This window comes from Kribbella sp. NPDC049174 (assembly GCF_043197365.1).
GTDB lineage: Bacteria > Actinomycetota > Actinomycetes > Propionibacteriales > Kribbellaceae > Kribbella.
Genome location: NZ_JBICSZ010000013.1, coordinates 51,137 through 73,746 on the forward strand (window position 1 = coordinate 51,137; position 22,610 = coordinate 73,746).

Annotated in this window: 17 protein-coding genes; 8 read left to right on the top strand and 9 right to left on the bottom strand. The window is 68.9% G+C overall.

Annotation, left to right across the window (positions count from 1 at the left end; genetic code table 11):
* Positions 1-102: 102 nt before the first annotated feature.
* Complete coding sequence (locus ACGFIF_RS40175) at positions 103-2,976, bottom strand: S8 family serine peptidase (protein WP_393162373.1); 2,874 nt, start codon at positions 2,974-2,976, stop codon at positions 103-105.
* A 169-nt stretch (positions 2,977-3,145) separates the two neighbouring features.
* Between ACGFIF_RS40175 and ACGFIF_RS40180 the strand changes: the two genes are divergently transcribed.
* The gene (locus ACGFIF_RS40180) at positions 3,146-4,162 is read left to right on the top strand and encodes a GTP pyrophosphokinase family protein (protein ID WP_393162375.1); all 1,017 of its coding nucleotides are present in this window, start codon (positions 3,146-3,148) and stop codon (positions 4,160-4,162) included.
* Here the strand turns inward: ACGFIF_RS40180 and ACGFIF_RS40185 are convergent.
* On the bottom strand, positions 4,149-5,570 hold the full coding sequence (locus tag ACGFIF_RS40185) for an MFS transporter (RefSeq protein ID WP_393162377.1): 1,422 nt from the start codon (positions 5,568-5,570) through the stop codon (positions 4,149-4,151). The genes ACGFIF_RS40180 and ACGFIF_RS40185 overlap by 14 nt on opposite strands.
* A 170-nt stretch (positions 5,571-5,740) precedes the next feature.
* Between ACGFIF_RS40185 and ACGFIF_RS40190 the strand changes: the two genes are divergently transcribed.
* Genes ACGFIF_RS40190 through ACGFIF_RS40200 form a run of 3 tightly spaced genes read left to right on the top strand, consistent with a single transcriptional unit; the run spans position 5,741 to position 11,154 of the window.
* Positions 5,741-7,504, top strand: a complete 1,764-nt coding sequence (locus tag ACGFIF_RS40190) for an ABC transporter transmembrane domain-containing protein (RefSeq protein WP_393162379.1) — start codon at positions 5,741-5,743, stop codon at positions 7,502-7,504.
* Positions 7,501-9,312 carry an ABC transporter ATP-binding protein gene (locus ACGFIF_RS40195; RefSeq protein WP_393162381.1) on the top strand — a complete coding sequence of 604 codons (1,812 nt, stop codon included), beginning with the start codon at positions 7,501-7,503 and terminating at the stop codon, positions 9,310-9,312. The genes ACGFIF_RS40190 and ACGFIF_RS40195 overlap by 4 nt, the downstream gene beginning before the upstream one ends.
* 60 nt (positions 9,313-9,372) lie before the next feature.
* Positions 9,373-11,154: an alpha/beta fold hydrolase gene (locus tag ACGFIF_RS40200; RefSeq protein ID WP_393162383.1), complete on the top strand. Its 1,782-nt coding sequence runs from the start codon at positions 9,373-9,375 to the stop codon at positions 11,152-11,154.
* Here the strand turns inward: ACGFIF_RS40200 and ACGFIF_RS40205 are convergent.
* The 3 genes from ACGFIF_RS40205 to ACGFIF_RS40215 form a co-directional block, all read right to left on the bottom strand.
* A complete protein-coding gene (locus ACGFIF_RS40205) occupies positions 11,147-12,055 on the bottom strand; it encodes an LD-carboxypeptidase (RefSeq protein WP_393162385.1) in 909 nt (302 codons plus the stop codon). The two genes, ACGFIF_RS40200 and ACGFIF_RS40205, sit on opposite strands and share 8 nt — an antisense overlap.
* A 1-nt stretch (position 12,056) precedes the next feature.
* Positions 12,057-15,428, bottom strand: coding sequence for a phosphodiester glycosidase family protein (locus ACGFIF_RS40210; protein ID WP_393162387.1), 3,372 nt, complete (start codon positions 15,426-15,428; stop codon positions 12,057-12,059).
* A 150-nt stretch (positions 15,429-15,578) separates the two neighbouring features.
* Positions 15,579-15,902, bottom strand: a complete 324-nt coding sequence (locus tag ACGFIF_RS40215) for a rhodanese-like domain-containing protein (protein WP_337010938.1) — start codon at positions 15,900-15,902, stop codon at positions 15,579-15,581.
* Between the two features lie 131 nt (positions 15,903-16,033).
* On the opposite strand from ACGFIF_RS40215, the gene ACGFIF_RS40220 reads away from it, so the two are divergent.
* A complete protein-coding gene (locus tag ACGFIF_RS40220) occupies positions 16,034-16,858 on the top strand; it encodes a hypothetical protein (protein WP_393162390.1) in 825 nt (274 codons plus the stop codon).
* Here the strand turns inward: ACGFIF_RS40220 and ACGFIF_RS40225 are convergent, their stop codons facing one another.
* Complete coding sequence (locus tag ACGFIF_RS40225) at positions 16,859-17,716, bottom strand: DNA-formamidopyrimidine glycosylase family protein (protein ID WP_393162392.1); 858 nt, start codon at positions 17,714-17,716, stop codon at positions 16,859-16,861.
* A 143-nt stretch (positions 17,717-17,859) separates the two neighbouring features.
* Here ACGFIF_RS40225 and ACGFIF_RS40230 point away from each other — a divergent pair, with 143 nt between their 5' ends.
* The gene (locus ACGFIF_RS40230) at positions 17,860-18,006 is read left to right on the top strand and encodes a hypothetical protein (protein ID WP_393162394.1); all 147 of its coding nucleotides are present in this window, start codon (positions 17,860-17,862) and stop codon (positions 18,004-18,006) included.
* A gap of 59 nt (positions 18,007-18,065) precedes the next feature.
* On the opposite strand, the gene ACGFIF_RS40235 is transcribed toward ACGFIF_RS40230, so the two are convergent.
* Positions 18,066-18,884 carry a class I SAM-dependent methyltransferase gene (locus tag ACGFIF_RS40235; protein ID WP_393162396.1) on the bottom strand — a complete coding sequence of 273 codons (819 nt, stop codon included), beginning with the start codon at positions 18,882-18,884 and terminating at the stop codon, positions 18,066-18,068.
* A 41-nt stretch (positions 18,885-18,925) separates the two neighbouring features.
* Positions 18,926-19,879 (bottom strand): DUF6528 family protein, encoded by a 954-nt coding sequence (locus ACGFIF_RS40240; protein WP_393162398.1) that lies wholly within the window; start codon positions 19,877-19,879, stop codon positions 18,926-18,928.
* A gap of 156 nt (positions 19,880-20,035) precedes the next feature.
* Between ACGFIF_RS40240 and ACGFIF_RS40245 the strand changes: the two genes are divergently transcribed.
* A complete protein-coding gene (locus ACGFIF_RS40245; protein ID WP_393162400.1) occupies positions 20,036-21,205 on the top strand; it encodes a DUF418 domain-containing protein in 1,170 nt (389 codons plus the stop codon).
* Between the two features lie 49 nt (positions 21,206-21,254).
* On the opposite strand, the gene ACGFIF_RS40250 is transcribed toward ACGFIF_RS40245, so the two are convergent.
* On the bottom strand, positions 21,255-21,524 hold the full coding sequence (locus ACGFIF_RS40250; RefSeq protein ID WP_393162402.1) for a hypothetical protein: 270 nt from the start codon (positions 21,522-21,524) through the stop codon (positions 21,255-21,257).
* A gap of 83 nt (positions 21,525-21,607) precedes the next feature.
* Here ACGFIF_RS40250 and ACGFIF_RS40255 point away from each other — a divergent pair, with 83 nt between their 5' ends.
* Positions 21,608-22,561, top strand: coding sequence for a GlxA family transcriptional regulator (locus ACGFIF_RS40255; RefSeq protein WP_393162404.1), 954 nt, complete (start codon positions 21,608-21,610; stop codon positions 22,559-22,561).
* The last annotated feature ends 49 nt before the right edge of the window (positions 22,562-22,610 follow it).

Consider the following 22,610-nt stretch of genomic DNA (forward strand, 5'->3'; position numbering starts at 1 on the left):
TGAGCCCGTCTAGCGTTTTCCTTAGATTTCGCTAGCGAGCCCCAGACCGTGTCGCGCCCCGGCCGGAAGCCCGGCCGGGCGCGGTGGTTCAGCTGGAACAGGTCAGCTGACCGTCACGATCCGGTACGGCGAGACCGCCTGCGCGTGATCGGCGTCCGCGGTGAACAGGACCCGGTAGGCGAAGCTGCCCCGCGTCGCCGGCTTGATGCCGAACGCGTACGCACCCGAGGTACTCAGCTTGACCGACACGATCGACTTCCAGGTCTTGTTCGAGTACAGCTGCAGGTAGACCGGCTTGGCGTAGTGCGCCGGAGCGACGTACCCGGACAGCTTGGTGATGCCGCCGAGCCGGATCGCGATCGGCGACAGCACCGACGAGACCGTCGGCGCCACGTTCACGGTGATGTCCGCGGTCCGCGTCCCCATCAGGTCGGCGTTGCCAGGGAACGTCAGCATGTACACCGACGACACCAACGGCTTGTGGACGATCGACAGCGTCCCGGTCGACGACGTCTTCAACGCCGCCAGCAACTTGAACGTCGACACGTTCTTCGGCCGCACGTACACGTTCACCGGCAGCCCGGCGTACACCTTGTTGTCGATCCGCAGCGTGCTGCCCTTGATCGTGATCGACCCGCCGTAGTTGATCAGCGTCGACGTCGTCGCGATCCCCGACTTCATCCCGAGCAACTGCGTCGTCGCGACCGGGCTGAGCTTGCCGCTGCGGTCCACCACCCAGGCCGCGAACGTGTACGTCGTACCCTGCGCCAGCCCGGTGTTCTTCACCGCGGACGCCGTACCCGCGTAGACCAGGGTGCCGGTGGTGAATGTCGGCGCCTTGCTGCCGACATTGCGCCGGACGACCACGTAGTCCAGATCGGTCGTCGGCGGAATCTTCCAGGACAGGTTCGCCGCCAGATAGAGACCGCTCGCGTCGAACGAGGTCACCGCCTGGGGCGTCAGATCGGCGGTCTCGAAGGTCGACGTGTAGCCGCCGAGGATGGCCGGGCCGGCTTCCTGCACACCGTCGATGACGATCCGGTACGGCGTCTTGTCGAGCAGCGGACTGGACGGTGTGATGACGATCTTCCGCGCCGCCGCGTCGTACCCCGGCGCGATGGAAACGCCGGCGCCGGTCTTCCCGTTCAGCAGCCGGACCGTGGTGGTGTTGATGCTGGCCGGCGCCGCGTCGCGGGAGAGGGTGACGGACGGATAGGTGTCCACCGGCACCTGCGCGGTGAAGTCGGGCACCGAAGCGTCCCGGACGATGAAGGACGGGTCGGTCGGCCCCGGACCCCCGGTGTCCGAGTCGGTGACGGTCAGCGAGTACGGACGGCTGTCGCGGGAGCCGTTGGAGTTCCGGACCTTGATGTAGGTGACACCGGCGCTGAGGCTGGCGTTCGTGGTGGCCGTGAGGGCGGCGGGGATCTCGAATCCGTCTTCGTCCTCGTCCGGGCGGGGCGTCTGGACGTGCCCGAGCAGGCGGAAGTCCTGGTCGTAGACCGACAGCACCGGGCCGAAGTTCTGGGCGAACTGGACGGAGTCGAACAGCGGGCCGGTGACCTTGACCGTGGCATTGCGCGCGGCCGCGGAGTCGATCTTGAACCAGTCGCTGTCGCCCTCGGCGCCGATCGAGGCGGAGGCGGAGCCACCGGCCAGGACCTGGGCCCGGGCCGGGAAGTCGTTGCCGTCCGGCAACGCGGGAGTGAAGTCGGCCGCCCACGGGCCACCCAGTGCCGCGTAGGCGTCCAGGATGCCCGCGCCGTAGTACGGATCGCGGCCGCGCGGACCCGCGTCCCGAGCGGTTGTCTCGAGTCGGGCCATCACCTCGGCCGGGGTGAGGGCCGGGTACTTGTTCCGCACCAGGGCGGCCACCCCGGCGACGATCGGGGCCGAGAACGACGTGCCGCTGGCCTGCCCGTACGGGAACTCGGGATCGAGGTCCCTCGGCACCGTGCTGACGATGTCGTAGCCGGGAGCGGCGAGGTCGAGCCAGTCGCCGCGTGAGCTGAAGCCGGTGATCGCGGCGTTGTCGTTGGTCGCGCCGACGGAGAGCACGTCGGGGTAGGCGGCCGGGTACTGCGGTACGTCGTCTCCGGTGTTGCCGGCAGCGGCGACCACCACGACACCCTTGGCCACCGCATTCGCCACCGCGTCACGCAGTACGAGGCTCTCCATCGTCCCGCCGAAGGACATGTTGACGACCCGTGCACCGTGCGAGACGGCCCAGTTGAGGCCTTCGATGATGTCTTCGTCGGTGCCGGTGCCGAACTCGTCGAGCACCTTGACCGGCATGACCTTCGCGCTCCAGGCGACCCCGGCGATGCCCTCGGTGTTGTTCGTGTTGGCCGCGATGATGCCGGACACGAAGGTGCCGTGGTAGTTGTCGTCGACCGGGCCGGTCGCCGGGTTGACGGCGTTGTAGCCGGTCACGGTCCGGCCGGCCAGATCCGGGTGACCGGCGTCGATGCCGGTGTCCAGTACGGCGACCGTCTGGGCGCCGGCGCTCTTGCTGACATCCCACGCCTGCGGCATCCGGACGGTCGGCAGGTAGTGCTGGAAGCCTGCGGCGTAGAACTCGTCGTTCGGCGTCGCGGTGGCCTTGCGGAGGTAGTTCAGCGACGCGAGCTCGACGCTCGGGTCGGCCTTCAGTTTCTTCAGCAGCTGGGGTGCGGGCACCGTCCCGGTGACCGCGACGACATCCGCCGCGACGGACGCCCGGGCCTTCGACGCGCTCTTGCTGAGTGCTTGCTTCCGGGCCGCGGCACTCGCCTTCGGCCGGAACTTCACCAGGACGGAGTGCGGATCGTAGGCAACGGTCTGCCCGCTGGAGAACGGAAGTTGCTTCGGCTTCGGCTGCGGCTGTGCCGCCTGGCCGGACGAGCCGGTGACGGCGACCAGGGTCGCGGCGACCAGGGCAGCAGGTACGCCGAGGCGCACGACAGCGGCAGGACGGAACGACACAGATCCCCCCACGGATCTCAGAGTGACAGTCGGCGGAGTATGTCACGCCGATCCGACAAACTCCCTGCCGATTCAACTGCCACAACCTGCAACCATTCTCTACGGCTTTCTAGTAAAACTGCTAGATTTTGCTAGACCTGTCGAGACACCTCCGGCACCCGCGGAGCACTATGGTGCGGCCATGGTCGGGGAGTGGGCGGTGCAGGCGGGCACGCTGTACGAGCGCGTGCATCAGCAGTACGTCGGGGGTGCGCGGAAGCTGGAGGCGCTGATCAATGAGTTGATCGGCGAGGAAGAAGGCATCAACTACCTGACCGCGACGGCCCGGGCGAAGGATCCGGAGTCGTTCCTGGCGAAGGCGTCGAAGCCGCATCCGGACATTCCTGGCCGGCCGAAGTACGACGATCCGCTGAACCAGATCACCGACCTGGTCGCGGCCCGGGTGATCACCTTCCTGGTCGAGGCGGTGGACCGGGTCTGCGAGGTGATCGAGGAGGAGTTCGAGATCGTCGAGCACACCGACATGGGTGCGCACACCCGGGCGCAGGGCGTGTTCGGGTACGCGAGCAAGCACTACCTGGTCCGGCTGAACGAGCATCGCCGGGAGCTGCCGGAGTACGCCGTACTGAAGAACCTGACCATGGAGATCCAGGTCCGGACCGCGGTGCAGCACGCGTGGGCCGAGTTCGAGCACGACATCCGGTACAAGCTGGACATCCCGCCGGAGCGCAAACCCGAGTTCGACCGGCGGTTCCTGCTCGCGGCGGCGTTGATGGAGCTGGCCGACAACGAGTTCACCGAGATCGACCGGCTGTACCGCGAACTCGCCGCGGCCGAGCCGGACAAGACCCCGCGTGACCTCACCACCGCGACGCTGACGACGTACCTGACCCGGCGCTACCCGGACGCCCCGCACGCGAAGACGAACCACTACGCCTGGATCCTCAGCGTGCTCGCGCGGCTCGGCGTGACTACCGAGGAGCAACTCACCGACCTGCTCGCCGGTATCGACAGCTCCGCCGTCCAGGCCGCGATGACCCACCGCTTCCCGGCCGGGACGGTACGACGCCTCGACGACGACCTGCTCGCGGCGAGGGGTTCGTCGTACATCGATCTGTTCCCCGACGAGGAGCGTCGGCAGAAGATCCTCCGCGGCCGCCTCAAAGCCCTCGGCCGGGCCGGTATCACCGAGCCCTGACGAGATCCTCGGCGACAGCGGCCGCGGTACGGCGTGCCCACGGGCCGGTCGTGATCAGGCCGAGGATCAGTACGAGCAATCCACAGCCGGCGATGATGTACCAGCACAACTGGGCCGCATCGACGAACCCGGTCTCCAGCGGACCGACCAGCCGCGCCGTCAGCACGGTCCCGGCGATGGCGACGCCGAGGGATGCGCCGACCTGGCGGCTGGTCGAGGCGATCGCGGCCGCGACCCCGGCCTGGGACAGCGGCATCCCGGACACCGCGGCGTTGGTGATCGGCGCGTTCAGCATGCCGAATCCGAGCCCGAAGACGAGGTAGCCGGCCAGCAGTACGAGCGTCGGAGTGTCCAGCGAGAGCCGCGACAGCACCAGCCCGGACACGGTGAGCATGCTCCCGGCAACCACCAGCGGCAGTCGCGGTCCGCGATGCCCGACGAGCCACCCGGACAGCGGCGCGAACACCACCGTCATCGCCGCCATCGGCAACGTCAGCAACCCGGCATGCAACGCCGAGAACCCGCGCACCGACTGCAGGTACAGAGAATTGAGGAACAGGAACCCGGACAGCGCCGAGAACCCCGCGACCGCGATCAGCGTCGCTCCCGAGAACGGCGCACTCCGGAAGAACCGCGGGTCCAGCAACGGCTCCTCCCGCCGCCGCTCGTAGCGCACGAGACTCACCAGCGAGACCATGGCCAGCACGAAACACCCGATGATGAGCGGCGACATCCACCCGGCCGACTGCCCCTCGATGATCCCGTACGTCACCCCACCGAGCAGCAGTACGACGAGCACCTGACCGACCGGGTCGATCCGCCGCGGCACCGCGGCCCGCGACTCGGGCACGAACAGAGCAGTCAGCAGTACGGCGGCCAGCGCGACCGGCACGTTGATCCAGAAGATGAACCGCCAGCCCACCGTGTCGACCAGCGCCCCGCCGACCACCGGCCCGACGGCCAGGCTGAGCCCGACCACACCACCCCAGACCCCGATCGCCTGCGCCCGCTCGCGTGGATCGGTGAAGGTGTTGGTGATGATCGACATCGCGACCGGGTTGAGCATCGACCCGCCGACGGCCTGCAGCATCCGGAACACGATCAGCAGATCGACGGTGGGCGCGAACCCGCACAGCAGCGACCCGATCCCGAACACCACCAGCCCGGCCTGGAACGTCCGCCGCCGCCCGATCCGGTCCGCGGTCGAGCCGGACACCATCAACAGGCTGGCCAGCACCAGCGTGTAGGCGTCGATGGTCCACTGCAGCTTGGAGACGTCGGCGTCCAGTTCGGCCCGGATGGCCGGCAGCGCCAGGTTCACGATGGTGGAGTCCAGCCCGACGATGAACAGGCTGAAGCAGCAGATGACGAGGATCAGCAGCCGTCGCCTGCGCGTCAGATCCTCCACCCGGCTCCCCTCGATCGTTGGTACTTGAAGACTGTACAACCGGCGGCTCGGCGCCTTCGGTCCACCGGGGGAAAACGGTTGGCGGACTGTCGGTGGCCCCACCTAGGCTTGATCCATACGCCTGGTCAGGTGCCTTCGTTCAACCCCTCTATGCCTCTTTGTGAGACGTCATGTCGCTGCGCCTCATTCCGTTCGCCGACCCGGGTGTGCCGGACACCCGGTCCGGTCTCCGACTCATTCTCTGGCTGGAGCACCAGCAGTTGCGCGGTCAGGCGATCGCGCTCTTCTGGGGTCTCCTCTACTTCGGCGGGATCGCCGCCGCTCCGGTCGCCGTCGGTCTGGCCGTCCAGGCCGTGATCGACCTGTCCTGGCCCAAGCTCTTCCTTGCGGGCGGCCTGCTGCTCGCCTTCGGCGCGGCCAAGGCCGGCGCCGACTCGTTCTTCCACAAAGCCGTGGTGACCAACTGGATCTGTACGGCGTCGCGTCTGCAGCAACTGCTGTTCCGCAAGGCCGCGGAGCTCGGCTCGCTGCTGACCCGGCGGATCGCCGCCGGTGAGGTGGTCGCCGTGAGCAGCGGCGACGTGGAGAAGATCGGCTGGTTCGTCGAGGTGCTCGGCCGGTTCGCGGCCGCGCTGCTGACCTGCTTCGCCGTGGTGATCGGGCTGCTCCTCTACGAACCGCAGCTCGGTCTGGTGGTCGCCGTCGCCGTACCGGTGCTGGCGTTCTCGATCGTGCCGCTGATGGGTCCCGCGGAGCGTCGCGCGGACGCGCAGCGGGCCAAGGGCGGCCGCGCCACCGAGCTGGCCGCCGACACCGTCGCCGGTCTGCGCGTGCTGCGTGGCATCGGCGGTGAGCAGCTGTTCCTGGACCGCTACCGCTCGGCCTCGCAGGAGTACCGCGCCAGCGCGGTCCGCAGTGCCCGGATGTGGTCGCTGATCGCGGCCCTTCAGGTGCTGCTGTTCGGGCTGTTCCTGGTCATCATCGTGTGGCTGGGTGTCGGGATGGTGATGTCCAACCGGATCTCGGTCGGCGAGCTCGTCACGACGTACGGGTTTATCACGTTCATGCTGGTGCCGCTGCACACGTTCGAGGAGACGGCGAGCGCGTTCATCTTCTCCAAGGTGTCGGCGCGCCGGGCTGCCCGAGTGCTGTCGCTCAAGCGGACCGACGAGACCATGGGCACCGCGGCGGCCCAGCTGCCCGACGGTGACCTGCTCGACCCGGTCTCCGGCCTGCACGTGCCGGCCGGGAGCTTCACCGCGGTCGTCTCCGGTGACCCGGACGCGGGCGGCCGGCTGGCCGACCGGCTGGGTGGCCACAGCCCCGCTGCCGAGGACGACCAGGCCTCGGTGCTCCTCGACGGCGTCGGACTGGACGACATCCCGTTGGAGTCCGCGCGGACCGTCGTACTGGTGCAGGACAAGGACCCGGTGCTGCTGTCCGGGACTGTGCGGGAGCTGTTCGACGTGCCGTCGAGTGGCGCGGTCTCTCCGGAGACAGCGCTCGACGCAGCGCAGTGCGCGGACATTCTCGACGTACTGCGCCAGACCCTGCCGGCAGGTGAGTCGGACCCGATGCAGGCCGTACTGACCGAGCGCGGCCGGTCCCTGTCCGGTGGGCAGCGGCAGCGAGTGGCACTGGCCCGTTCGCTGTACGTCGACCCGCCGGTGCTGGTGCTGGACGAGCCGACCAGTGCGGTCGACGCGCACACCGAGGCGCGGATCGCGGACGGCCTCCGGCTGCTGCGGTCCGGTCGGACCACTGTGGTGTTCACCTCCAGCCCGCTGATGCTGGACCGCGCGGAGCGGGTGGTGTTCGTGCCGGACGGCCGGGTCGATGCCGTCGGCACCCACCACGAGCTGGTGCACACCAACCCGCGCTACCGCGCGGTGGTCACCCGTGAAGAAGAGTCAAGTCTCGAGGAGACGGCGTGAGGTTCCTAAAGCTGCACTCGCTCCGCTCGTCCAGGAGCCCTGAGTACGACCCGGCCGCCCCGCAAGAAGTGGCCCGGCTGCCGGTAGCAGGTAGCGCGACCGTGCGTGCCTATCTGAAGGAACTGTTCCGCCGGCACCGCCGCGCGTTCGGCTGGCTGACGCTGGTGAACGCGGTGGCGGCGCTGAGCGGCATGGTCGGGCCCTGGCTGCTCGGCAATGTGGTGGAGAAGCTCTCGCAGGGAGAGCGCGATGTCGACCTGCCGTACGTCGTCCTCGGGTTCGTCTGCGCGCTGCTGGTGCAGACCGTCTTCGTCCGGCTCACGCGGCTGCGTGGCGCCGTGCTGGGTGAGGAGATGCTCGCGGACCTTCGCGAGGACTTCCTGGTCCGGGCGGTCGGGCTGCCGCCGGGTGTGCTGGAGCGGGCCGGCACGGGTGACCTGCTGTCCCGGATCACCACCGACGTCGACCGGCTCTCGCACGCGATGCGGGACGCCGTACCGCAGCTGACCATCGCGATCATCTGGGCGTCGCTGCTGATCGGCGCGCTGATCGTCACCGCGCCGGAGCTGGCGGTGGCCGTGGTGATCGCGGCACCGATCCTGATCATCGGCGGTCGCTGGTACTTCCGCCGGGCGCCCTCGGCGTACCGGTCGGAAGCCGCCGGGTACGCCGCGGTGGCCTCGGCGCTGGCCGAGACCGTCGACGCCGGCCGGACCGTGGAGTCGCACCGGCTCGGCGATCGCCGGATCAAGCTGGGCGACATCCGGATCGGCCAGTGGGTCGGCTGGGAGCGGTACACGCTCTACCTGCGGATGGTTCTGTTCCCGGTGATCAACATGACCCACACGGTCGCGCTGGCGGCGGTGCTGGTGATCGGTGGCGGCTTCGCCATCCAGGGCTGGCTCACCGTCGGTGCACTCACCACGGGTGCGCTGTACATCCAGATGCTGGTCGAGCCGGTGAACATGATGATCCGCTGGTACGACGAGCTCCAGGTGGCGCAGGTGTCACTGGCGCGGCTGGTCGGAGTCCGTGAGGTCGAGGCGGAAGCGGCGGGCGACCAGGCCGAGCCGGAAGGCCGGACGGTGCTGGCCGACGAGGTGCGGTTCGGCTATCTGGAAGGCCGCGACGTGCTGCACGGCGTCACGCTGACTGTGCAGCCGGGTGCCCGGGTCGCGCTCGTAGGCCCTTCTGGAGCAGGGAAATCGACACTGGGCCGGTTGCTGGCCGGTATCTACTCGCCCCGGGTCGGTGACATCACCTTGGGTGGTGCGGCCCTCGACAGGATGTCGGCCGAGCAGGTCCGGAGCCACGTTGCCCTGGTCAACCAGGAGCACCACGTGTTCGTGGGCAGCGTCCGCGACAACCTGCGGCTGGCCAGGCCGGAGGCGTCCGACGCCGAGCTGTGGACCGCACTGCGTGCGGTCGACGCTCACGCGTGGGTCGCCGGCTTCGACAACGGACTGGACACCGAGGTGGGCTCCGGTGGGATCTCACTGACTCCTGCGCAGGCACAGCAGGTCGCACTGGCCCGGTTGGTGCTGGCGGACCCGCACACGCTGGTCCTGGACGAGGCGACCTCGTTGATGGACCCGCGCGCCGCCCGGCACCTGGAGAGGTCGCTGGCCGGTGTGCTGGAGGGCAGGACCGTGGTCTCGATCGCCCACCGCCTGCACACCGCCCACGACGCGGACGTGATCGCGGTGGTGGAGGACGGCAAGATCGTCGAGCTGGGCGGCCACGACGAGCTGGTCGACGCCCAGGGTGCCTATGCGGCGCTCTGGCACTCCTGGCACGGCGACCGCTGACTGGTGGGGCGGCCCGCACTCCGGGCTGCCCCACCCAACCAAGCGTGTGAGGATGAGGACGTGCTGCTGACGACCTTGCTCTCGCTGCCCACGACTCTCGCCCTCGACGTGAACGAAGAGGGCCGCCTCCTGGTCCTGTACGACGGGACCGGCACCCGCCAGGTCAACGAGGTGGCCCCCGACGGCACCTGGCGAGCACTCACCGATCTGGGCGAGAACTGCCGCAACGCACTCTTCGTCCCCGGTAGCCGTCGGGTGGTCGTCGAACACGACAGCGGCGGCGACGAACGCGGCCAGCTGTCCATCCTCGACCTGGACGACCCGACGCTCACACCACTCGTCCACGACCCTGCCTCCAAGCACAACCTGGTCGAGGCGAAGGCCGACCGCGTGCTGTTCACCACCAACCGCCGCAACGGGGTCGACTTCGACCTGGTCGCCCACGACCTGTCCACCGGCGCCGAGTCCGTCCTGTACGACGGCGGTGGCTGGCCGATGGCGGTCAACCCGTCGCGGGACGGCAAGTGGGTCGTCCTGTCACTGGCCAGCGCCCCGGCCAACTCGATCCAGCTGGTGCTCGTCGACACGACCACCCGGTCCGTCACCGAGCTCACGCCGTACGACGCTCACAACGACCAGAAGGCGGTGTCGTGGCTGCCGGGCTCGTCCGGGTTCGTCGTGGCGAGCAACGCGGACCGGGACCGGATCGCGTTGCGGCAGTACGACGTGGCCGAGGGGACCTGGTCAGACCTGCTGGTGGACGACGAGCACGATCTGGTCGGCTGGGTCTGCCCTGACGCGGAGCACCTCTTGGTCGCGGTGATCGACGACGGGCTGGTCCCGCTGGCGTTGCACAAACTGGAGGACGGCGCGCTGGTCGCACCGATCGACCTGCCTCCGCTCGGCTGTGCGGCACAGGCCGTGATGGTGCCGGACCCGATCTGGTCTTCCGATGGCGCGTTCGCCCTGCTCACGTACCACTCGCCGATCGAGCCTCCCACTGTCTACCGCTACACGCTGGCGACCGGTGACGTCGTTGCGATGCGACCGCCCGGGATGCCTGAGGTGCCTGCCGAGTTGATACACCCGGAGAGCCACCGCGTGCCGTCGTTCGACGGTGAGCAGGTGCCGGTCTTCGTCTACCGGCCGACCGGCCCCGACCTCGGATCCACCGTCGTCCATGTCCACGGCGGCCCTGAGGGTGCGGCCATGCGCGGCTGGTACCCGGTGGTCTCTGCACTCGCCGCGGATGGACACACCGTCGTCGTACCGAATGTTCGGGGCTCAGCGGCGTACGGGAAGCGCTGGTACTCGCTGGACGACCGGGAGCTGCGGCTGGACTCGGTGAAGGACTTGGCCGCGATCCACGCGTGGCTGCCGACGATCGGGTGCGATCCGTCGCGGGCTGCTCTGTGGGGTGGCTCGTACGGCGGCTACATGGTGCTGGCCGGGTTGGCCTTCCAGCCGTCGTTGTGGGCGGCCGGCGTGGACATCGTGGGTATCGCGTCGCTGGTGACGTTCCTGGAGAACACCTCGGACTACCGGCGGGCAACGCGGGAGCGGGAGTACGGGTACCTCGCGACGGACCGCGAGTTCCTGGAGTCGGCGAGTCCGTTGAGCCGGGTCGACCACATGCGGGCACCGCTGCTGGTCATCCACGGCGCCAACGACCCACGCGTGCCGCTGTCCGAGGCAGAGCAGATCACCGAGGCTCTGACCAAGCGCGGCGTACCGTGCCAGCTGCTGGTCTACGCGGACGAGGGACACGGCCTCGCGAAGCTGACGAACAAGCTCGACGCGTACCCACAGGCCTTGGCCTTCCTACGCGAGCACCTCAGCTGAAGAGTGGCGTGAGGGTTGCTGCGGTCGCGTCCAGCCGGGCAGGCAGCCCCAGCGGTACGGCGAGGTTCACGTCCTCATGCCCGATCGCGGCACCCTCCACCATCGGCAGACCGAGTGGCTCGAGCCGATCGCGCACGACCGCACTCACCAACCCGGAGTCGTCCGCCCCGCTGAAGTCGCCGATCACCAGTCCGGTGACGCCGGCGAACCACCCGGACCGCAGCAGTTGGGTCAGCAGCCGGTCGACCCGGTACGCATCCTCGCTGACGTCCTCCAGCACCACGATCCCGGTCGGCGGCGCGTAGGTCGGCGTACCGATGCTTGACGCGAGCAACGCCAGGTTGCCACCCCGGAGTGGTCCTTCCGCGACTCCGCCGACCAGTGTGCGGCCGCCCGCGGGTGCAAGCAGGTCGGTGATGCCTGTTGGCTCGAACAGCAGGTCGTACAGGCGTTGCCGGCCAACTGAAGCACCCAACTGCTCAACAGCGGCAGCCATCGGCCCGTGGACGGTGACCAACCCACGCGCGTTCAGCGGCTCGTGCAGTGCAGTGATGTCACTGAACCCGATGAACCACTTCGGCACAGCCACCAGCTCGTCGAAGTCGACGTACTCGAGCATCCGCTGCACGCCGTACCCGCCGCGCGCACAGAACACCGCCACGAAACTCGAGTCCAGCCAACCGTTCCGCAGATCCTCAGCCCGAGCCTTGTCGTCCGCCGCCAGATAGCTCAGCCGCTCGTGACCGGCCAGCACCGACGGCAGCACCTCGACCTCGAGACCCCACTGCCGAAGGTGCTCGATCCCAACCTCAAGTCGCTCCCCCCGCACTGGACCCGACGGTGCCACTACTGCCACCCGATCCCCAGCCACCAACCGCTCCGGCACCATCACGTCGGTCACGCTACCAACCGACTGTGATGGTGCTGCTCTTGGAGATGCCGTTGACGGTGACGCCCAGCTGGGCCGTACCGGGACGCAGTCCGGTCACCTGACCGGTTGCCGGGTCGTACGACGCCACTGCCCAGAACGGCGCGGTCCGCGCCGGACCGATGTGCAGCTGTCGCGAGCCCCACCAGTCAGCCGACACCGGGAACGCCACAGGCACGCGCCGACTCTCCTGTACGACGGTCGTACCCGCCGGACCCGTCTCACCCCGACGCAGCGTCGCCGGAGCAGTGAGCTCGAGCGAATCCACGTGCGGGCGGAACTCCACCTGGAGCCAGGACCGCTCGGGCGCCGACCACGTCCGCTCAGCGGCTGCGGCCTCACGCGCCTGGGATTCGACGCCGACCAACGCCCAGCCGGTGAACCCACCGTCGTCCGGCGCGGACGACGGGCCCTTGCCGGAGTTGCCGGTCAGCGGCAGCAGTACGCCGTCCGTCCGGGACGCGGCGAACGTCCCGGCGTGCGCCGCCGTGTACGCGGCGCCCTTGCCGGTCGATGCCCGGAAGCCGGCCAGCCAGTCGACGACCATCCGGGCCTCCTTGCGGTCGCCGAGCTGCGAGTTGGCCGTCGGCGACGGGTCGTCGATCGGGTGGTGCGCCATCACCACCACGTTGCGGATCGAGGTGTTCGCCGCGGCGTCGTCGAGCTGCGCGCGCAGGTCGAGGATCTGCGCGAACCCGCCGGCCCGCAGCGACCCGAGCGACGAGTCACGCAGGATGAACCGCGTCCCCTTGTGGTCGAACGTGCTGGTCGGCGGCCCGAACACCTTGCTCCACTCGGACAGGTCGCCCGGTCCGTAGCTCTCGTGGTTGCCCGGCACGTAGTGCACCGGCACCTTGCCCGCGACCTCCTCGTCGATGATCTGCTTGGCCAGCGCGATGTCATTCGCGAAACCGCGGTCGACGAAGTCGCCGTTGATCACCAGGAAGTCCGGGTTCTGCGCGAGCGCCTCGCGGATCGTCCGCCGGGCCTGCTTGACGAAGTCGGAGTTCGGGTCGTCGGCGGTGAACTGCGCGTCCGACATCACCGCGAACCGCCACCGGCCGCTGGTCGTCACGGTCCCGTCGGTGACCACCATCGGGTCGACCACCTTCGCCGGCGGCGCCATGTCCACCGGCGGCGCACCGCGCAGGGTCAGGTCGTCGACGATGATCCGGCCCGAGTACTGCCGCGTCGGCACCGTCTCGACGACGTAGATCCGCCAGAACCGCAGCGGCATCGCCAGCCCCGGCGGGATGTCCGCCTCGACGTACTTCCACCCCGTCCAGTCCACCGACGCCGCGATGTTCAGCGTCTGCGGCGACCCGCCGGCCGCGGTGTAGGCGTTCGCCCGCAACCACGCCCCCTTGCCGTCGCCGTAGACCCACGCACCCAGCTTCTGCGGCTGCCCGGGCAGCGTCAGCTGCGGCGTCACCGAGAGGTACGCCGCTCGCGTCGCCGTCGAGCCGGTCAACGAGTAGTCGAGCGCGATCGCCTGCCCGCCGTCGTGCCCCTCGGCGGCCGACCGCGACGCCGTCGCCGCGCCGGCCGGTACGGCGTTCGCCGCCCAGCGGGTCAGGTCATCGACCTCGTCGATCACCGTGCTGCTCAGACCTGACGTGACACTGAGCTGCGTGGTCAGGTCGCCCACCGTGGCGGTGATCACGGTCGACACCGCATCGTTGCTGAGGGCATTCACCTCGTATCCGTTGCCACGCGCAACCACAGTGACCAGTGCCGGGTCGTACGAGAGCTTGATGTCGCGCGGCTCGATCCAGGTGGAGAAGCCGTCGGCGTCGTACCCGTTGATCTCGAAGGAGCCCTTGGACGAGGCGTCGGACAACGAGACCTGCCGGGTCGACGGTGCCAGCCGGGTCGGCGTACCGAGGACGGTCATCGGGAACCTGCCGTTCGCGTTGGCGCGGGCTGCCGTGACGATCGCATCGCCGGCCCGCCGTCCGGTCACCGCACCCTTCTGGTCGACCCGGACATTGCTGCCGGCGAACCAGTACGGCGTACCTGTCGCGGGAGCGTAGGTCTCGTCGTGGCCGGTCGCGGCCAGGACGCGGCTGAGGCCGGTGAGGACCCGGGAGCTGCGGGAGACGTCCGCATCCGCGTCCGCGTCAGCTGTGCCGACGGCCTCGACGCGGAAACCGGTGAGCTTCCCGGAACCCTTGACCGGCAGCAGACCGAGACCGTTCGGGATCACCCGCTCGCCGCCGTCGGACGGGTCGTTCACGACCTGCGGCGCCGCCTCGCCGGGCGAGCGGGCCAGCATCGTCGACGAGCCGCCGCCGTCCAGGTTGAGCGCGTCGTCGGCTCCGAGGCCGATCATCAACTGGCCCATCTCCTTCAGCGACAGCCCGCGGGAACCGGTCGCGCGGCCGTCGACGGTGAGCAGCAGCATCCGGCTGCCGTCGGCGTCGAAGCCGATCGCGGTCCGCGGCGCCAGGTCGGCGTCCGGGACGTCGGCGGGGACCTGGCCGTCCTTGGCGAGCTGGTAGTTGCCGCTGATCCCGACTGCGACATCGGCCGCGTCGGGGCGCACGCCGTACTGCACCTCGATCTTGTCGCCGACCTCGAAGGCGTCGAGCGCGGTGGCACCGGCCTCGCGGCCGATCAGCGCCTGCTCGTTCGCGGCCAGCGGGATGGTGCCCGGAGTGGCGGCCGACGAGACGACCACACCGTCGCGAAGGATCACTTCGCGGACGGTCGGTAGGCCGTCGACGGTCCTGGTGCGGGCCGCGTCGCCCCACTCCGGTGTGTAGAGGCCGATACCGCCGGAGTTGACGGTCGGCGAGTTGAGATTGGTCAGCTCGAGCTTGGTCGCGTCGTCGTCGGTCGCGCTGCCCTGGAGGAACAGCTCGGCGATCCGGCCGAGGCCGTCCTTGCCGATCACCGCGGTGTCGTTGTGCCCGGCCGCCGGCGCGTTGATCAGCCGGCCGCCGGCCTCGATCCCGACGCCCAGTGGTGCGGTGGTGTCGTTGATGTCGAAGAAGTCGCCGTTGACACCGGCGATCGCGCCCTTCCGGGCCAACTGCTGGCTGAGCGGCGTACCGCCGGAGACCTTGCCGGTGTTGACGTAGTCGACCGTCACGCCGCGCTTGTCCAGGTCGGCGGCGAGGATGTCACCGCGGAGCCAGCCCTTCGGGTCGAGGCGCTCGAACGAGGTGTAGTTCACGCCCGGCGCGACCGGGCTGTCGTCGCGAGTGGTGAGCACACCGTCGCCGGCGATGGCGGCATCCGGGATGCCGCCTGCCGGGGTTTGCGCACTGGCCGGACCGACGACGGCACCGGCCAGCAGGCCGCCCACACCGATCGCTGCGGTCAAGGGACGGAAGAGCGACACAGGAGCCTCCCCAACGTGGACGGACGCGGCCATCCGACGCGGTGCGCTCTACCGCCACATGAGGCACAGGTGTACGCCGGTCAACCGACCGGTGACAAAGTAACGTCTCCAGAGGCTGACCGGAAGGTTTTCTTCCCTACTGCTCCTAACTCAGACGGTGCTGACCGGGCGGCCGGAGGTCTGCCAGGCGTGCATGCCGCCGTCGAGGTTGATCGCCTCACGGCCCAGCTGGTTCAGGAACTGGGTCGCCATCCCGGACCGGCCGCCGACCGCGCAGACGCACAGCACCTTCTGGTCCAGCGGCACCTCGCCGACCCGCTCCTGCAGTTCTCCGAGCGGAATGTGGTTCGCGCCCTCGATGTGCCCGCGGTCCCATTCGTCCGGCTCCCGCACATCCAATACGAACGCCTCGGCGAGCAGGGCGTCGTCCAACTCGGCCACCACGACCGAGGGAATCTCCTGGTTCTGGAACATGCTCCTGATCATCTCAGGCGTCTGGTCATCGGTGTGCTCCAGGACGGCAGGAATGCGGTTGCCCGAAGCGTGGATCGCGCGTTGACACGTGACCACGCGATTGCGGAACCTTCTTCGGAGGAGGCGGCGCGATGGCACTGATTCAGGGCATCCCCGGGGAGTTCGGGCCGCAACCCTGGGGTGAGGCGATCCTGCGGACCTCCGAACTGCTGCTGCTCCGGATCACTCGCCGGCCGGCCGATCACGAGGTCCGGCTGCCCGGCCTGGCGACGACACCCCTGCACGTGGTCGAGGACCACACCGGCCGCGCGCTCACCTGGCGACTCGACGGCGACGACCTGATCGTCCGGCTGCCAGATACCGGCGAAGCCCCGGTCGTCCGGGTCGCCTTGGAGGGCAAGCTGCGCATCGTCCCGCCGGACACGGTCACGGCCAACGCCGACGGCGTCTGGGACCTCACCCCGACCGGTACGACGTCCTACCTGGTCGCCCGCCGCTCCGCGGATGTCGCGATTCGCGTGTTCGCCGACAGCAGGCCACGCGTCTTCCTGGCCAACCAGTCGTCGGTCGCCGGCGATGCGTGCCGGACGATCGGCCCGTTCCCGATGCCGGCCGGCCTGGTGGTCCCGCTGCGCGTCGAGGCGACCGCCATACGACGCATCCTGGTCGCGCCGGTCGGGACGGTGCTGGCGTCGATCCACCCGACCGGCGATGGCGAACTGTCCGTGGTGGTGACCAACTTCGGCCGGGCGACCGCGCACGGCGAGGCCGGCCTCAAGTTGCCCGATGGATCGGGCTGCCAGTGGACCTTCGAGGGCCTCGAGCCCGGCGCTTCGGTCGCCTGGCCGGTGCCGATCCTCGGACCGTCCGGCCGGCACGAGCTCCGGGTCCGGCTCGACGCCGGCCGGCGCTCGGCCTCGTCGCCGTACACCATCCGGCTGCCCGCGACGGGTTGACTACTTGAGCAGCTTGGACAGGCGGCGGTCGGCGAGCGGCTTGCCGCCGGTCTGGCAGGTGGCGCAGTACTGCAGGGACGAGTCGTGGAAGCTGACCTCGCGGACGATGTCGCCGCAGATCGGGCACTTCTGACCCTTGCGGCCGTGGACGCGGAGGCCGGACTTCTTCTCCGACTTCAGATCCTGTACGGCGAGGCCGGCGGACCGGTCGACGGCGTCCTGGAGGGTTTCGCGCATGGCGTCGTACAGGACCTTCAGCTCGTCGTCGGACAGGTTCGACGCCGGTTTGAACGGGCTCATCTTCGCCACGTGCAGGATCTCGTCGGAGTACGCGTTGCCGATGCCGGCGATGACCGACTGGTTGCGCAAGACGCCCTTGAGCTGGACCCGGCCCTCGCGCTTCAGGATGGCGCTGAAGTCGTCCAGCGACAGCGTGAACGGGTCGGGGCCGAGTCGCGCGATCCCCGGCACCTCGGCCGGATCGCGGACGACGTACACCGCGAGCTTCTTCTGTGTGCCGGCCTCGGTGAGGTCGAATCCGGAGCCGTCGTCCAGCACCGTGCGCAACGCGATCGGACCCTTGCCCGGCCGCACCAGCGCGGTCGACTGCTCGTCCTTCCACCGCAGCCAGCCCGCCCGGGCCAGGTGGATCACCAGGTGCACGCCCTGCGCGGAGAGGTCGAGGAACTTCCCGTGCCGCTGCACGTCGTCGATGAGCAACCCGACCAGCGACGAGATCGGCGGATCGTAGGTCTTCAGCGCACTGATCGCGGTGATGTCGGCACGCACGAACGCCCGCCCAACGGCACGCTCCCGCAGGAACCCCGCCAGCGACTCGACCTCCGGCAACTCAGGCACCGTCCCAGTGTGCCCTACCCCGGGGACACTTTTCCTGCCTGGAACGGGCTAAGGGTGGGAACAGGGAAGTGGTGGGGTGAACCCGCAGGTGTTTGTTGGTTCGGCGCGGTAGCGTCTGAGGGCAAGAGAGTAGGGAGGCCCTGATGGGGTTTGTGAAGACGTTGGTCAAGGGTGCGGTCGTCGCCAAGCTGGCGCAGATCGCGCAGCGGGAGCTCAGCAAGCCTGAGAACCAGCGCAAGCTCAAGGACGCGTTCCAGAAGGTGCAGCAGCGCCGCGGCGGCGCGCACTAGGCACGCACTGGACTTCGGCCCGGCTGGTCGCCTTGCACAGCCGGGCCGGAAGTGTGCCTTCAGGCGGGTCTGTGCGCCTGCAGGGTGTACGTCGCGGCGAGCCGGCGCGGGTGGTGGGTCAAGCGCCATTCGCCGGCCTCGTCCACGGCCATCAGGCCGGGCAGGGCGTTCCACGGCGCGCTGTCGTGCTCGACGAGGGAGTCGAACACCATCCCTGCCTGCTGAAGCGCGGTGATGATCTCGCCCAGACCGTGGTTCCACTCGTGCGTGACGGTGGTGGTGAACTCGACGTCGGTCTCGACGTACGTGCCGCCCTCGTCCCAGATGATCGGCTCGGGCGTCTCGAAGTACGGGTACTTCACCACCGGATGCTCCGGCGCGGAGTCCAGCGCCCACAGCATCGGGTGTCCCTCGCGGATGAACAGCCGTCCGCCGGGCTTGAGCAGCCCCGCGACGGTCTGCGCCCACCGCTCGATGTCCGGCAGCCAGCAGATCGCGCCGATCCCGGTGTAGACCAGGTCGTACGACGCCGCGCCGAGCACCTCGATCGCGTCGTACGCGTCGGCGACGTGAAAGTCCACCGGCAACCCGAGCCGGTCCGCGAGCGACCGCGCCTGATCGATCGCCGGCGCGGAGAAGTCGAGCCCGCTCATCCGGGCGCCGAGCCGCGCGAGGGACACCGTGTCGGTGCCGATGTGGCACTGCAGGTGCACCACGCGCAGCCCGGAGATGTCGCCCAGCCGCGGCCGGTCGAACCGGACCACCTCACTGAGGTACTGCGGGTCCTCGAACTCGGCCACGTGGTAGCTGGGTGACGCGACATGCGCCGGCACCCGCTCGTCCCAGTTGGCCCGATTCACTTCCCGGTAGTCGGTCACGGCCAGACGATGTCACACCCGGCCGCGACCACGCCGCCGAATTACTGGAAGGCCGGCGTCCAGATCCGGGCCTTGTAGAACTGCGCACCCGACCGGGTCCGGTCCGGTGAGGCAGAGAAGCGGACCGTCTTGTTCGCCCAGTCGCGTGGGTCGGTGCCGTCACCGCGGATCGAGACGACCTCACCGGACGAGTGCTTCACGTACGACTTCACCCGCGTCTCCGACGAGATCTTCCGGCTCCGGAACGTCCCGCCGTCGGTGAGCAGCTCGTACACACCCTTGGTTGCCGTCATCAACATCTTCTGCTTGTTCGTGTAGTCCGGCTGCAGGTCGTGACCGAGGTTCCCGCTGCCCAGGCTGAAGTGACGGCCGTACTTCAGCCGCGTGCTTCGCTTGCTGCCCATCATCGCGTAATGGCTGAACCGGTTCTTCCCGACCACCCAGAGCAGTTCGTACGTCGGGTCCCACAGCACCCCGTGCGCGCCGGGGTAGTCGACCGTCTGCACCTTGGCCAGACTGCCGAGGTTGCCGACACTGCTCGGCGCGTACAGCGTGAGCTTGCCGTCCGAGCTCGCCACGATCACCGAGCCGTTCCCAGGCACCCGCTCGATCGCGTGCGGGTTGCCACCCGGCGTCGCCTGCCAGGCCAGGTCGTTCTGCTCGGTGTGCTTCTCGCTGTCGATGTCGACGATGCCGGCCTTCCCGCCGGACGCGACCATCAGCGCGATCCAGCCCTGCGCCGCGGTCTCCCGGATCTTCACGTCCGACAGGTTCGACCACCCACCGCCGCCGGGACTGAAACTCCAGTGCACGTTGGCATCCGAGAACGCCTTGTTCTTGGGGAAGACGAGGATCTTGTTCTTGGTCTGTTCGGTGGTCGCGACGTAGTAGTTGGCCGCAGCGGCCGCCTCCGCCTGCTGCGACCCGAGCACCGTCACCGCCGGTCCCGCAACCGCCGCCGCAGCCAGCCCCCGAAGGAAGGTCCTCCGCTCCATCCACACACTCCTTTGTTGGGTAAGCCCTTTCAGGCACAGTGCCGGGTACGACGACGCCGCGAGCGCGGAGGTTCCGCCGAGGTAGAGAAAAGTCCACCCCGGGCGGGAGGGTCAGGACGACTGTGCCGGGTGCGGCCCGCTGGTGTGCTGGAGATCATGAGCCAGGTTCTGAGCCGGACCCGCATCCAGGACATCGATGCGCTGCGTGGATTCGCCCTGCTGGGCATCTTGGTCGTGAACATCACCTTCGTCGCCTCGGGTTTCCCGATCCACCTGGCCGACGATCCGGCGTACCAGTCGTGGCTCGACCAGGCGGTGCACTGGGTGTCGGCGACCTTCGTCGACATGAAGTTCTACCTGCTGTTCTCGTTCCTGTTCGGCTACAGCTTCCAGTTGCAGATCGAGGCTGCGCAGCGGGCGGGCACCGGGTTCAAGCCGCGGATGCTGCGACGGCTGGGCGGTCTGTTCGTGATCGGCGGCCTGCATGCGATCTTCCTGATCACCGGAGACATCCTCAGCGTCTACGCGCTGATCGGCCTGGTCCTGCTGGCGATGCGGCGGGTGAAGGACCGGACGGCGCTGATCGTCGTCGGCTCGATCTACGCCTACCTCTTCGTCTCGATGGGCTCGACCGCACTCTTCATGGACACGTCGGCGTTCCTCGACCCGGCCGGCGCTGTCGCCGCGGCCCACGAGACCACTGCGAACCTCGGCGGCTCGTTCGGCGACATCATCGGCGAGCACGTCAAGGCTCTGCCGCTGTACGGCCTGTCCCTGCTGACTGTGCAGGGCCCGACCACGCTCGCTGCCTTCCTGCTCGGGCTGGTCGCCGGTCGGCGTCGGCTGCTCGCGAACATCACCGGCAAGGAAGCCGTCTTGCGGCTGATCCAGCTGGTCGGGTTCGTCGCCGGTATCACCGGCGGGATGATCTACGCGTCGGGCGGCGGCAATGGCGACACGGGCGCCGTACTGGCGAGCGTGCTGACCGCGCCCTTCCTGACGGCGGCGTACGTCGCGACGCTGCTGCGGGTGATGCACTCGGTCAAAGGCCAGGACGTGCGCCGGGTGCTCGCGCCGGCCGGGCAGATGGCGCTGTCCAACTATCTGGGCCAGTCGGTCGCGACCATGTTGATCTTCACTGGCATCGGGCTGGGTCTGGTCGGTCAGGTGTCGCCGCTGGAGACGATGGGGATAGCGGTTGCGATCTTCGCCGGACAGGTTGTGCTCAGTCACCTGTGGATGAGCCGGTACGGGTACGGGCCGGTGGAAGGCGTACTGCGGGCCGTCACCAATGCGACCGCTCCCACTTGGCAGCGCAGGGTCTGAGACAAACGAAGACCGCCGGGGGAGTCCGGCGGTCTTCTCGTAGTACTGCTCAGGCCGCGTGCCGGCCGTGCTGGGTCAGGATGCGGGCCCGGCGAATGGTGTGCACGGTGCCTGCGGTCGCTGCGGGCTTGTGGTTGAAGGGCTCGGCTGCGCCACCGAGGGCGAGGAGGTCGAGCTTGGTCCGGGCCACGTCGCGGTCAGCGGTTACCCAGGAGCCGTTCGGGCCGGCGGTGAGACCGGTCGAGTGACGCCTGTTGCTGAGTTCCAGAGCCGCGATGACGGCCAGTGCGAGTACTGCGAGAACAATGATTCCGGTCATGGCACCAATTGTGCTACCTACTAGATCCCGCCACCATTGGCACTATTGACATACATCCACAAATTACTGCCATACTGGTTGGCATGCTGCAGAAGATCGCTGTCGTCCTGATGGAGGACGTCGCCCTGTTCGAGTTCGGGGTGCTGGCGGAGGTGTTCGGCATCGACCGGACCGATGACGGTGTGCCCGCGTTCGACTTCAAGGTGTGTTCGACCCGCCCGGGTGAGGCGCTGCAGACCAGCAGTCACTCCCAGGTCATCGCGCCGTACGGGCTGGAAGAGCTCGAGGACGCCGACCTGATCGGGATCCCGGCGACCACCTGGCGGGACGAGTACGACGAGCGCATCCTCGACGCACTGCGCCGGGCCGAGGCGCGCGGCGCGATCCTGCTGACGGTCTGCTCGGGCGCGTTCGTGCTCGGTGCGGCCGGGCTGCTCGACGGCCGGGCGTGTACGACGCACTGGCGCTACGTGAAGCTGTTCAACGAGACGTTCCCGACCGCGAAACTGGACGCGGACGTCCTGTTCGTCGACGACGGCAACATCATCACCAGCGCCGGCACCGCGGCCGGGATCGACGCGGCCCTGCACCTGGTCCGGCGTGAGCTCGGCAGCGCGGTCGCGACGCGGATCGCGCGCCGGATGGTGGTCCCGCCCCAGCGCGACGGCGGTCAGCGGCAGTACGTCGAGGTGCCGGTGCCGGAGTCGTCGAGTGAGAGCCTGCAGCCGGTGCTCGACTGGATGGTCGACAATCTGACCATCGACCACACCGTGCCGGCACTGGCCCGGCGGGCGCAGATGTCGGAGCGGACGTTCGCCCGACGGTTCGTCGCGGAGACCGGGACGACACCGCTGAAATGGGTCACCACCCAACGGGTTCTGCGGGCGCGGACGCTGCTCGAGCAGACCCGGATGGGGATCGAGCAGATCGCCGCCGAGTCAGGATTCGGGACGGCGGCGTTGCTGCGGCACCACTTCCGTAGGGTGGTGGGCGTGCCACCACAGGACTATCGCCGTACCTTCCAGACCGCCAGCTGATGGTCGACTACCGCAACGCCGTCGCAGCCGATGCCGACGACGTGCTGCA